This is a genomic window from Caballeronia sp. KNU42 (assembly GCF_053760385.1).
Map to the genome: position 1 here is coordinate 1 of NZ_CM132390.1, position 12,556 is coordinate 12,556.

The window sequence follows — 12,556 nt, forward strand, 5'->3', positions numbered from 1 at the left end:
AAAAAAAAAAAAAAAAAAAAAAAAAAAAAAAAAAAAAAAAAAAAATTTTTTTTTTTTTTTTTTTTTTTTTTTTTTTTTTTTTTTTTTTTTTTTTTTTTTTTTTTTTTTTTTTTTTTTTTTTTTTTTTTTTTTTTTTTTTTTTTTTTTTTTTTTTTTTTTTTTTTTTTTTTTTTTTTTTTTTTTTTTTTTTTTTTTTTTTTTTTTTTTTTTTTTTTTTTTTTTTTTTTTTTTTTTTTTTTTTTTTTTTTTTTTTTTTTTTTTTTTTTTTTTTTTTTTTTTTTTTTTTTTTTTTTTTTTTTTTTTTTTTTTTTTTTTTTTTTTTTTTTTTTTTTTTTTTTTTTTTTTTTTTTTTTTTTTTTTTTTTTTTTTTTTTTTTATTTTAAAAAAAAAAAAAAAAAAAAAAAAAAAAAAAAAAAAAAAAAAAAAAAAATTTTTTTTTTTTTTTTTTTTTTTTTTTTTTTTTTTTTTTTTTTTTTTTTTTTTTTTTTTTTTTTTTTTTTTTTTTTTTTTTTTTTTTTTTTTTTTTTTTTTTTTTTTTTTTTTTTTTTTTTTTTTTTTTTTTTTTTTTTTTTTTTTTTTTTTTTTTTTTTTTTTTTTTTTTTTTTTTTTTTTTTTTTTGTTTTTTTTTTTTTTTTTTTTTTTTTTTTTTTTTTTTTTTTTTTTTTTTTTTTTTTTTTTTTTTTTTTTTTTTTTTTTTTTTTTTTAGTGAGTCCACTCCTAACTCGTGGGGTTTCACTTATCTGCAGCCGCTGGACTCATACAATGCGCTCAGCTACTCGTGGATAAACGAGGGGCACTACACGGATCATCATCCGGACGGTTTCGCACTCCAGTATTGGCGGCGACTCTGGTTGTTCAACGATCGGCTGGCACTGGCCGGCGGCGTGGGCGCGTTCAATTATTTCGATACCACGGCGTCTGACGAAGGCAAGCGTTATGCCGACGTACATGGCTGGGCCTTGATCTATAGCCTTAGCGCAACGTGGTACACAACTACACCGTGGTTCTATCAAGTTCGTCTGAACCGAATAAATACATTCCACAGCATCACCACGACAAACGTGCTGTTCGGCATTGGGTATCAACTTGGCGGCACCAATCTTTCGCGGGCTATGCCAGACTACCTTGCGCAAGCCTCCGGCAGTCGGGACGAGCTGACCGCGCTCGTTGGAAAAACCGAAGTGAACAGCCTGCATTCGCCGGGTGCGTTCGCCAAGAGCATTGAGTATCGCCACGGCTTTGGATCTTATGTCGACGCGACCCTGACCTGGCTGGATGAGGGACCGACTGCACTCACCCGGCGTAACGGTGCGGCAACCGAGCTATGGGCCAGCCGCGGATTTTTCAATCAGAGGCTTCGGCTCGCCGTAGGCGCAGGACCCTACATCGCCCTCGATACATACCGTGTCGCCGGCGGCACGAACACCGCGGATAAGGTCTCAGCGCTCGTCACCATGACGGCGAGCTATCAGTTCGCGAGACACTGGATCGTGCGCGGTTCGTGGAACCGTGTTCTGACCGGCTACAACAAGGACAGCGATGTTTATCTCGCCGGCGTCGGCTACCGTTTCTAAGCATGCGGGGCCGTGCCACGGACGATGCTACGCAAGCCGCTGCCCCGCCCTCAGAACTTATGACGCATGCCGAAGATGAACATCTCCTGGCTGGCCGTGCCATTGAATCCATATGAGCCGATCGAAGCTTGTGCTGCCGAGGTCGTGCCGTCCGGATTGAGTTGGGTGCCGCTAGCGTGCTGATAGGCGCCCACCGCATAAAGATCAGTGCGTTTCGACAGTGAATAATCCGCGCCGACGCTAGCCTGGTTATAAGTAGCCGACGTGTTGCCGCTCGCCTTCTCAAACGAGTAGCCTATGGCGAACAACATGGCCGGAGTGGCCTGGTAGTTGACGAACGCATTGCCAATGTTGTACTTCTCGGTGCTCGCGAAAGTCGAGTCACCGTCGTTTTTATATTGTGCGTTGCTATACGAACCGCCGACCGTTACAGGACCCAGTGCGTACTGGATTCCGGCGCGCGCAATGCCCAATGATTTAGCCGTCGTGTAGCCGCTATTGATTGCGCCCTCGAAGATTGCGTCTGATGTCGAGGTCGGATCCCACCCGTCACGGAATGCGCCCGCCGTAGGACTTGGATTCGTGGCAAGGAAATAACCGGCGGCAATACCGAGCGGCCCATTGTTGTATGTGACGGCCCCGCTGTAGGTATAGCCCTGGCCCGTGCGGCCGGCCAGACCGCTGAAGGCGTACAGTCCCTCGAACTGCAAGCCTGAGTAATTGGGAGACACATACTTCACGGCATTGGACACACGCAAGCTATTGTCGTAATTGTCCACGTCGCCGGGAGTCGCAAAAATACTCCCGAAATAATTGTCGGCCGTGAGCGGTTGAACCATGTCTACGAGCGGATCGTATTGCCGGCCAAGAGTCAGGGTGCCCCAACTTTCACCCGATAAGCCGACAAACGCCTGACGCCCGAATTCCCGGCCACCCTGGCCTAACTGGCCTGTGCCAACATCAAAACCATTTTCCAGATCGAAGATGGCCTTGATGCCACCGCCAAGATCCTCCGAACCCTTCAAGCCCCAGCGGTCCCCTGACAACGTGCTATCTATAAGACCCCAGCGAGCGCCTTCGCTGGTTTTGACATAACCGACACCTGCGTCGATAGTTCCATACAGGGTAACGCTGGACTGCGCCCGCGCTACCCCTGCCATGCCAAGGAGCGCCAGTGAGATTGCGCCAAGAGCACTCTTCTTCATCTCTTTCTCCACGCCGGGACACGGGTAAAGCTCTTCACTTGCAGCGCACTCAGGCGATATCAGGCAATTCAGTTTCTGCAACCTTTATTGATTGGTATACCTAACTAGATTCAAAAATTAACGAAATGAAAAATGACCGTCAAAGCACTGTAATGAGGAGAGACCGCAAGCAAGCTCGCGGTCTCAAAGCTCGCACTGAAAATGTTTGGCAACAACTTTCGTAGAAAACGCGAACCGAAGTTAATCTATTCCAAAAAAACAACTAGTTCAATACCACGTACATGAGCAAATGTTGTTTTCTGGTGCCGACTGTCTCGTAGCGAACGCACGGGACCTGGATTGCTTTATGTTTGTAATTTCGGTGGTTGATCGAGCCGGTTTATATCGATGGTAACCTGCACCAATCCGGTACTCGGTTTTAAGAGAATCGAAACTGAATAACGAAAATATTCCCGGTTTCTCGTTGCCCCGGTTATTAATTCAGTAATACATCCGCTGGCTGAACCTTTATTGCCCGACCCCAACGGCGTGCGGCCGGCCTGTGCGGTTACTCCTCCAGCGAACCCACGCTCGGCTACCGGCCGGCGACCGCTCGTGCGATTTTTCGGTCGGTCTTGTATTCGCTGAGCGCGTAGACCGACCAGATTGCCGCGGGAATCCAGCCGAGAAGCGTGATTTGCAGGAGCAGGCAAATGATCCCGGCGAACGGCCGGCCGATCGTGAAGAACTGGAGCCAGGGCAAGAAAATGGCAAGCAGGAGGCGCATGGAGTTTTCCGTCGTGTTGGAAGAAGGCCACCAAAAGCGGCGACCCCGTTATCTTGTCGTACAAGGGCGTTATAACGGCCCGCCGCTCCAAAACTTTAGCCCATTCTTTATGGCATCGACGTGCGGGGCATTCAGGCCGCCGTTGAAGGAGCCGATCGCGTAGCTGGCGCCCAGTCCGTGGTTGCTCGCAGATATCGGGTATGGAGGACGATCTCCGCAACATCGGCCTGCTGCTGGAGACAGCCTGCGTCGGCCTGATGCCGCGCGCGGCGGCCCAGCAGTTCGTGGCTCCGGGTCTCTTGAGCATCCTCGATGTTGCCGAGTCCGAGCGAATGGCTCGACGACGATCAACGGGCCCGCATCTGCGCAGGCAACGCACGCGTCTTCTTCGGCATCGACGCTTAGAGAGCCCCCATCTCTTACCCGTCCCACATTCGAGGACCTGACTGGCAGACCCGAAATCAGCGTTGTTCCAGGCGACGCTGGAGATGATCGGCTGAGCCACGTTGCATGCCCCGGCCGGTGCATGCCCCAATGCATGTTCAATGAGTATTCGATACGGCAGACGGATCGAATCCGGCTGCGACCAGCGCCTGATGCAGCGTCTCGAAGATATTCGATTCTCCCAGCACGGCGGTGATTCCGTGACGGTCCATATCGGCTCGCAGATACTGGTTGGCGCGTGCAAACAGCACGTTGACGCCGCGCTGCTTCAGGCCCTCGCAGAATTCGCCTAATGTCCGGGCCGCCGAAAAATCGAGGTCCGTGATAGCGCCGGCATCGACGATAAACCAGTGCACGGGCGTGGGTGCGCGGTCGAGCAGGCGGCGCACGTCATCGACGAAAAAATGATCGTTGGCGAAAAACAGGTCTGCGCCAAAGCGATACACGATCAACCCGGGAGCAGTCTCGGTGCCCGGCGTGGCAGGCACGGGCGCCCAGCGTCCGCCCGCCGCCGGAGCAGGCGCAAGCATCATGGTGTGCGGATGATAGCTATGACGCACATGGCGCAGCAACGACAACGCGACCGCCAGCAGTATCCCGTCCTCAACACCGATCACCACCACCGCCAGTGCCGTCACAAGCGCCAGCGTGAGCTCGCCGGGGCTTTCACGGCGGATGGCGTACAGGCTCTTCACATCGATCAACCCGATCGCGATCGTGAACACAATGCCCGCCAGCACGCAGTGCGGAAGATACTGCAGCCACTTGCTGAAGAACAGCAGCACCACACCGACCACGACCGCAAAAACCACTTGCGCGAACTGGCTGCGTGCCCCCGCACGATCCGCCATGGCGGTCTGGGTCGGACTGCCGTTGACCACGAACGCTCCGCTTAACGCCGCGACTGCGTTCGCTGCGGCTATCCCCAGGATGTCTGCATCAGCGTCCACGGGTTCGTGATAACGCTCTGCAAACACCCGGCCCGCCGCAACGCTCTGCGCGATGATCATCACGAAGCACGAGGCGGCCACGGGTACCAGCTCCAGTGTCTGTTCCCAGGTGGCAAGCGGGAAACCTGGCGTGGGCAGTCCGCCGGCAACCGGTCCCACGACCGCAATTCCGTGCCCGGCGAAGTTGTAGAGATAACTTGCCGCAATGCCGCCGATCACAGCGAACATGGCGACTGGAAGGCGCGGCAGCAAACGCTTGAACAAGAGAATGCAACTCACGACTGCCACCGATATGCCCAGCGTTGGCAGCGAAACGCGAGCGAGGTTAAGCGCTATCGATTCGATCTGTACAAGCGTGCGCGACGACCCCGTGGACACACCGAGCATGTCGCCCAGCATCGCGACGCCGACCTGAACGCCGACGCCGGCCAGGAAACCGAGCAAGACCGTGCGTGACAGGAAATCAGCCAGGAATCCGAGCTTGAAGATCCGCGCGAGCAGCAGCATCCCGGCCGTCAGCAGCGCAACGACCCCTGCAAGCGCCATGTATTGCGCGCTTGCGACCTTGGCCATGGTCGACAGGTGGCTTGCGAAAATGGTGGCCGTTGCGGAGTCCGCGGCCACGACCAGATGGCGGGATGCGCCGAAAAGTGCGAATGCGAGCAGCGGCAAAAATGCCGTGTAGAGGCCGGTCACGGCCGGCATTCCGGCTATCCTCGCGTAGCCCAGGACTTGAGGGATATCCAATGTCGCGAGGCTTACGCCCGCAAGGAGATCGCGGAGCGCGGCAGCGCGGCCAAGCGGCAACACGCCCTTTAGTAACTTAAGGCGCATTGCGCATCCCCGCGTGATGTTGCACCCGATAGTGCGGTAAAAACGAATAGGTCATTGGCGCATCGTGCCGCAAGTTGATTTGGAAAAGCAAGGTTTCTTGGTGGCAGTGTTGCAAGGTCGGACGCCGTGGGCGCTCATTTGAGCGGTTTGTGCTTTGGCGCTGCGCTTGCGGTTAGCGGTTAGCTGTTAGGGTCTGAGTCAATGCCGGGTTGCTGCTTTCGGCGCTAGCGGACTGCTTAGGTTTGCTAATCTCTTTATCACTATTAGCCACTGCGCGTGGCGGCGCGTCATTTCTTTGTCCAAAGCGACAAAGAAACGAAGCAAAGAAAGCGCTTTCAAAACGCGGGCCCATAAGTTGACCTAGCGTGCAGTTTCCAAGTTTTTGGCACCCCAAAAGCACGGTGCTCGCAAGAGCGACGGATGTGTGAAACCCTCCTTCTCCGAACACCGATACCCACACGCTTCGCCACCAGTGACTGAACCTGCCACAGGTGCGCCCCGCGCTATCCGCGTAAAACCATCCACCAAATCATTGGCGCGCGACGAACCTCGTTGACAAAGCGATTGCTTCGGAAAGCGTTTCCAGCGAATATATCTCTCGCGACACTCCGCCGCCACCTAGAAAATCCCGCCTTTGTGTTAGCAAATCTGACCTGAATGCAGCTTCTCCTTCCTCCACTCAACGCGCTACGCGCCTTCGAAGCAGCTGCCCGCTTAGGCAGCTTCAAGGCAGCCGCAAGCGAATTACACGTAACTCACGGAGCCGTGAGCCAGCATGTCCGTCTCCTGGAGGAGTGGCTCGGTGCACCCTTGTTTGAGCGGCACAATCGGCGTGTCGTCCTGACGCCGGCGGCCCGCGCCTATCTCGCAGAGATCGGGCCCGCGTTTGAACAGGTCGCCGCCGCGACCGCAAGGTATGGCCACGTTGGCGGTGTATCGCCGCGCGTGCTGCGAGTGAACGGACCCGCCACGTTTGCATTGCGCTGGCTCGTTCCAAGGCTCGCAGGCTTTCAGAGGCTACATCCCGGCGTCGAGGTGAGCCTCGAAACGTCAAATGAGCCCGTGGAAGCCCTGCAAGACACCTACGACATCATCATTCGCGGCGGCCCCGATACGTTCTACGGCTATTCAATGCGCCCTTTCCTGTCGGAGGAACGTCTGCCAGTCTGCAGCCCCGCATTGCTCGATCACCTGCCGCTTAAATCGCCCCGCGACCTGATCCATCACACGCTCCTGCATACATCAAGTCTCCCAAGGCTATGGAGCGACTGGCTCACCAAAGCGGGTGTTGCTGATCTCAAACCAGCCACGACGCTGACGCTAGACCATTTCTATCTCACACTGCAAGCCGCACTCGACGGCATAGGCGTGGCGATGGGACCCACCGCCCTGATAGCCGATGACCTGGCATGCGGCCGCCTTGTCGCACCATTCGCCGGCCCGCTTCTTCCCGCCCGCAGTTACTGTACCTATGTGCCCGAGGCCAAGGAAACCGACACGCTTGTGCTTGCCTTCTGCGCGTGGCTGGAACGAGAAACCAGTATTTAAGCGGCGCGTAGCGAAGCTATCAAACGACCGCAGGAGCTGGATCGCGGAGAAATAAGACTGCGTCAAAACATCAGCATTCCTATTTATATAGAGACCACTCGTCCCGCAATCCATGCCCTGCCCCCTTCAATTTACATATTGCGCTTAGTCCTGCGCATGTTCGGCAGCCTGTTCAATCAACGCAGCAACTTCCCTGGGATGCGATTCATATACCGAGTGACTCGCGCCGGCAATCTCGACGGTATGGCTATGGGCACGGGCTGCGTACATCCGTTCAAGGTCGGGATTGATGATCTTGTCCGATTTGGCGACCATGTACCAGCTAGGTTTTACCTTCCATGCCGGATCGGTCATGGCAGTTGAGAAAACCGCAGCCGAAGTCGGCATCTGCGCACGGGCCTCAAACTGAGCTTGCTTCAGCGGCAGGTCCGCGGCGAAGTCGCCCGGGTAGTTGGCGGGATCGAGGAACAGGAAACCGTCCGCTGTCTTCACGAGCGGGTGTGCGGAATTTGGAAACTTCTTGCCGTTGCCAACTTCCGTCTCACCGGTATCCAGGGCATGAGCCGCAATGTAGACCAACCCCGCGACATGGGGATCGTTTCCAGCCGACGTGATGATCGCACCGCCATAGCTATGGCCAACCAAAATGGCCGGGCCGTCCTGACGGTCGAGAATACGTTTTGTGGCAGTCACGTCTTCCGCAAACGATGTCAACGGTTCCTGGACCAGGGTCACGTTGTAACCGTCCTTGGTAAGAATGTCGTAGACAGGTCTCCAGCCCGAACCACCCACAAACGCGCCGTGGACGAGCACAATGTTCTTGACGGGACCTTTAGCCGGTTGAGCCTGTTGAGCCATGGCGCCAACTGAAATGAACGCACTGGCAATGATCGACAAAAATAACGTAGTGCGGCGGAGTTTCATTTTTTATTTCCAGGGAAGTGTGCGGTTTGCAATGGGACGAACACACTTATCCACCCCGCTATTCCCATCGCTATAAAATATTGTTGAATTTCCTTTTGGCACGCAATGCGCGCCATGTTTTATCCAATATGCTTAGCCGCTCGCGGTCAGCGTTTTGTAAGCCGCGCCTGAAACACGAACGGTAACGCTTGCCTACGTCTGCTGCGAACAAGACAGCCCACATGAACCGCAAAACTCTCTCTGACCGCGGACACACGGACCATCTGCTCATGGAGTCAGCATGGCAAGCGTGGCAACAGGGCGACCTGACGGCGGCAGAACGCGCTTACCGCAGCGTGCTTGACACGGAGGATCGCAATGGTCTGGCTCACAACAACCTGGCGAACCTCTTGCGACAATGCGGGCGGTTCCTTGAAGCCGAAGCGCACTATTGCCACGCGCTCGAACAGATGCCGGATTCCGCGGAGATCAGGAATAACCGCGCAGGCACGCTCGAACGACTTCACCAGTACGAACAGGCCGAGATCGAATACCGCCGTGCGCTCGAACTGAAGCCGGATTTTGCCGAAGCACGTTTCAACCTGGGGATGCTTCTTCTGTCCGCCGGGCGTTATGCGCAAGGCTGGCAATACTACGAAGCGCGATCGGATGTGTTTGGAGAACACGGGCAGTTGCCCTTCCCTCAATGGAAAGGCGAGGACCTGAGCGGCAAGACCCTGCTGCTCTTGCCGGAGCAAGGATACGGCGACACCATACAATTCATCCGTTACGTGCCGCTGCTTAAAGCGCGTGGTGCGGAAAAAATATCGGTGATCTGCAAACCGGCACTTGCGCCTCTTCTGCGCACGGTGGAGGGGATCGATGCGTTGGTAACCGACCCTCAGGCGCTTCACGTTCACGATTACTGGGCTTCGCTGATGAGCCTGCCCTTACGCATGGGTACGACAGTCGAGTCGATCCCGGCGAAGATTCCCTATGTCGGTGTGTTCACGAACCGCGTCGAGATGTGGCAAGCGCGCCTGCCCGGCGACGGCCTGCGCGTGGGGTTGGTCTGGAAAGGCAACGCTGAGCACGACAACGATGCACAACGGTCGTTAAGGCATTTCTCCGATCTGGCGCCGCTGTGGTCCGTCAATGGAATTCGCTTTATCAGCCTGCAAGTCGGTGATGCCGAAACGCAGGCCGACGAATGCAAAGTGCTGCAACCCGCTCTTTGCCTCGGACGGGAGATTCGCGACTTTGGCGATACCGCGGCCATCATCGCGCACCTCAATCTTGTCATTTGCGTCGATACAGCAATCGCTCACGTGGCCGGTGCATTGGGTGTTGCGTGCTGGTTGATGTTGCCGCAGACAGGCGTCGACTGGCGCTGGCATCGGACGGGGACCGGGTCACCCTGGTACCCCAACGACATGTATCTGTTTCGCCAGCGCGAGCAGGGGTGGCCGGCCCTGATCGACGAGGTGAAGGATGCCCTGGCTAACATCATGCGGAGCACCCGCTAGCTGGGCTTGCTTGATCCGCACGTGAGCCCGCATCGAGGCATCGATCGCTTGGCGCGTGTGTTGCATTGGCGGCAACGCACTGCCAGCCACCCATCGCACGGGGATCGTTTACTCATGGTCACCGGGATCGATCGAATCGTGCGCTTCATCAGCGGCTGCACGCGTAGGTATTGCCAGCTCCTGCATCAACCGATGCAAATGCACGCGCGAAATGCCAAGGCTGTGAGCGGCATCGACAATCCGGCCTTTGTGCACAAATAGCGCGACATCGACCGCCCTTCTGTCTGCCGACGCCCGCGCTTCGCGAAGCGAGTCCGGCGGGAGCAAAACCTGCTCCGCCAGTTCAAGGTCATCAGCGGTGATGAACTTGCCTTCGGAAAAAACAATCGCGCGACGCACACGATTGATCAGTTCCCGAACGTTCCCGGGCCAGCCGTAGTTATGCAATGCTGCAATTGCGTCGGGAGCGAAGCCATGTATCTTGCGCGCGCGTTCGTCCTTGAACCGTTCAAGTGCGTGCATGGCAAGCGCGGTAATGTCTTTCCCTCTCACGCGAAGGGGCGGCTCCCTGACCTCAAGCACGCAAAGCCGGAAAAAAAGATCTGCCCTGAACCTGCCCGCCTGCACGGCCGCTTGCATGTCCTGATGCGTTGCCGCGATCACCCGTACGTCCACATCGACAGACTCAAGGCCACCCAGGCGTTCAATCTTGCGCTCCTGGATAAAGCGCAGCAACGCGGCCTGACTCTCATGCGGCAGGTCGCCAATTTCGTCGAGGAACAACGTTCCGCCATGCGCCTGCTCGACTCGTCCTATCTTGCGCTGCGTGGCGCCGGTGAAGGCTCCGCGCTCGTAGCCGAACAATTCGGAATGCAGCAGATCAGGTGGAACGGCGCCGCAGTTCACCGCCACGAAAGGCCTGTCGCGGCGCGCCGATTGCGCGTGGATCATCTGCGCGGTCAGCTCCTTGCCGGTTCCCGACTCGCCCGAAATGAACACTGTTGCATCGGTCGCGGCCACCTTCCGAATGGTCCGGTGAAGTTCCAGCATGGCCTCAGATGAACCGACAACTCCGTGGCTTAACGCCTCCTTGAGGTCAGGCGGCTCCACCTCTGAACGAAGAACCTCCATACCAATGGCCCGCCCTGCTGCATTCACGATCCGCTCATACGATGTCGGCAGGGTTACGAAGTCGAAGCAATATGTTGCGATGACGTCCCGAACGGCAGTCCACTTTCGCGTTTCTTCCGATACCAGCGCGACCCATGCCACCAGCACGGATCGCGAGAGCTGTTCGACCCTTGCGATCCGGCGCTCGTGGATACCGTCTGTCAGATCAAGCAACCCGGCCATGGGCGCATGCGCCAGCTTTGCTTCCGTGTGATGACCCATGGCCGGCACGACAAGCCAGGCGCAGTCATTGAGGCGCCTTAAAAGCGACTCGTTTGGCTTACCTCCAACGTATAGAAGCGTGCGATGTGAGCTGTCCATGTTGTGAGCGGTTCTCTGGTAGAGCCTTCTTTACATCTTTGGTTTTAACGCGATCCTAGCGGCGCGAATTCACGACAGGTGAAACCAAAAGTTAAGTTGCGTTTCCGTCGATGAGAAATGGTTGCTGCATGGTCACTTTATGTAACGCGCGTAACGAGAATTGGAAAGCCTTGGCCAAGCATCGGCTGGACCTTCACTGGGCCTCGGGCACGCGCCTTACAGTTTCATCGTTGAAAGAAAGCCATGGGGCCAGATGCCTGAGCAATCGGCACGCCACCCTCGCGTTTTCCGTGCGCATCACGGGGCTCGCCGACGGAGCGGCGATGCACTACGCCGCGCGGTGGAATATTCAGGTGGCGCCCGCGCGGCCGCAAGAAAACGGCTTCATCGTTGGCGGAATTGGCAAACTCCCTTGAATACGACCCTGACGCCGTCTTCAGCCGGGCATTCAAGCAAATCATGGGGTTGCGCCCGGCGCGGCACGACGCGATGCCCGAAACCACGGCGGCCGAGGCGCGGGCGCGTTCACGCTTGCGGTGCATGACGCCACAAACCTTGAGATTGGCCAAGGCCGCGCCGAACAAGCCTGCCGCCCGATCCTTTCTGACAGTCAGCTGGGCGCGAGAGCGTCGTTCTGTGCGCGTTTTCCCTTGGATTCAGTAAAGATCGTTAGCCTGTACTATCGAAAGAGCGTTGGGCGCTACCCTCTTCGCCTGAGGAGCGTCCGCGTTTTCCGCGAACGTGAACATATCTTAGGGAGAGGCACATGACGAAGCCCGAGTACAGCGACCCGTTCAGTCAGTTTTCCGCGATGTTCCAGCAGTACAAACTTCCGGGATTCGACGTGCAGGCAATCCTGGATGCCCGCAGAAAAGACGTCGAAGCCCTGGCGGCCGCGAACCGCGTCGCATTCGGCGGTATGGAAGCGCTTCGAGATAAACAGATCGAGATCCTGCGCCGGGCCCTCAATGACTTCCAGGGCATTGCGCAGCAGTACGCCACCACGCCGGCCAAACCTTCGTCCAATCCGACCGAAGTCGTTCAAAAGGCACTGCACCAGGCGCTTGCCGATATGCAGGATATCGCTCAGAAAACGCAGCAGGCCCAGACCGAAGCGTATGCCATTGTGACGAAGCGAATTGAAGAAGCGGCCAAGGAATTGAAGTCGTCCCTGGAGCAACCCAAGGAGTAGCCCTCATTGGACCTCACCGGGAACGAGACCGCCGTTCCCGGTTCTCTTCAATCTTCCTGCTTCATTCCCGCTTCTTTCACCTTGGTAGAACTCGCGCCGTAGCCAACCGCGCGCTTAGACCAG

General features: G+C 55.2%; 11 protein-coding genes. 4 read left to right on the forward strand and 7 right to left on the reverse strand.

What is annotated here, in order from left to right; genetic code table 11:
- Positions 1 to 379: 379 nt before the first annotated feature.
- Positions 380 to 715 (reverse strand): hypothetical protein, encoded by a 336-nt coding sequence (locus ACSOSP_RS31445; protein WP_455315438.1) that lies wholly within the window; start codon positions 713 to 715, stop codon positions 380 to 382.
- Positions 716 to 851: 136 nt separating this feature from the next.
- Between ACSOSP_RS31445 and ACSOSP_RS31450 the strand changes: the two genes are divergently transcribed.
- Positions 852 to 1,574: a hypothetical protein gene (locus tag ACSOSP_RS31450; RefSeq protein WP_455314571.1), complete on the forward strand. Its 723-nt coding sequence runs from the start codon at positions 852 to 854 to the stop codon at positions 1,572 to 1,574.
- 50 nt (positions 1,575 to 1,624) lie between these two features.
- Here ACSOSP_RS31450 and ACSOSP_RS31455 read toward each other — a convergent pair whose 3' ends face one another.
- From ACSOSP_RS31455 to ACSOSP_RS31465, 3 genes are all read right to left on the reverse strand, one after another.
- On the reverse strand, positions 1,625 to 2,779 hold the full coding sequence (locus tag ACSOSP_RS31455) for a porin (RefSeq protein WP_455314572.1): 1,155 nt from the start codon (positions 2,777 to 2,779) through the stop codon (positions 1,625 to 1,627).
- Between the two features lie 574 nt (positions 2,780 to 3,353).
- Complete coding sequence (locus ACSOSP_RS31460; protein ID WP_455314573.1) at positions 3,354 to 3,545, reverse strand: YqaE/Pmp3 family membrane protein; 192 nt, start codon at positions 3,543 to 3,545, stop codon at positions 3,354 to 3,356.
- Positions 3,546 to 4,087: 542 nt separating this feature from the next.
- A complete protein-coding gene (locus ACSOSP_RS31465; protein ID WP_455314574.1) occupies positions 4,088 to 5,773 on the reverse strand; it encodes a SulP family inorganic anion transporter in 1,686 nt (561 codons plus the stop codon).
- A gap of 657 nt (positions 5,774 to 6,430) precedes the next feature.
- Here ACSOSP_RS31465 and gcvA point away from each other — a divergent pair.
- Positions 6,431 to 7,321 (forward strand): transcriptional regulator GcvA, encoded by an 891-nt coding sequence (gene gcvA / locus ACSOSP_RS31470; RefSeq protein ID WP_455314575.1) that lies wholly within the window; start codon positions 6,431 to 6,433, stop codon positions 7,319 to 7,321.
- Positions 7,322 to 7,465: 144 nt separating this feature from the next.
- On the opposite strand, the gene ACSOSP_RS31475 is transcribed toward gcvA, so the two are convergent.
- Entirely contained in the window at positions 7,466 to 8,245 is a 780-nt protein-coding gene (locus tag ACSOSP_RS31475) for an alpha/beta hydrolase (protein ID WP_455314576.1), read from the reverse strand.
- Positions 8,246 to 8,466: 221 nt separating this feature from the next.
- Here ACSOSP_RS31475 and ACSOSP_RS31480 point away from each other — a divergent pair, with 221 nt between their 5' ends.
- Entirely contained in the window at positions 8,467 to 9,750 is a 1,284-nt protein-coding gene (locus ACSOSP_RS31480; RefSeq protein WP_455314577.1) for a tetratricopeptide repeat protein, read from the forward strand.
- 108 nt (positions 9,751 to 9,858) lie between these two features.
- On the opposite strand, the gene ACSOSP_RS31485 is transcribed toward ACSOSP_RS31480, so the two are convergent.
- Both ACSOSP_RS31485 and ACSOSP_RS31490 read right to left on the reverse strand, forming a co-directional pair.
- Positions 9,859 to 11,241, reverse strand: a complete 1,383-nt coding sequence (locus tag ACSOSP_RS31485; RefSeq protein WP_455314578.1) for a sigma 54-interacting transcriptional regulator — start codon at positions 11,239 to 11,241, stop codon at positions 9,859 to 9,861.
- A 224-nt stretch (positions 11,242 to 11,465) separates the two neighbouring features.
- Positions 11,466 to 11,810 carry a hypothetical protein gene (locus tag ACSOSP_RS31490; protein ID WP_455314579.1) on the reverse strand — a complete coding sequence of 115 codons (345 nt, stop codon included), beginning with the start codon at positions 11,808 to 11,810 and terminating at the stop codon, positions 11,466 to 11,468.
- 197 nt (positions 11,811 to 12,007) lie between these two features.
- Here ACSOSP_RS31490 and ACSOSP_RS31495 point away from each other — a divergent pair, with 197 nt between their 5' ends.
- The gene (locus tag ACSOSP_RS31495) at positions 12,008 to 12,433 is read left to right on the forward strand and encodes a phasin family protein (protein ID WP_455314580.1); all 426 of its coding nucleotides are present in this window, start codon (positions 12,008 to 12,010) and stop codon (positions 12,431 to 12,433) included.
- The last annotated feature ends 123 nt before the right edge of the window (positions 12,434 to 12,556 follow it).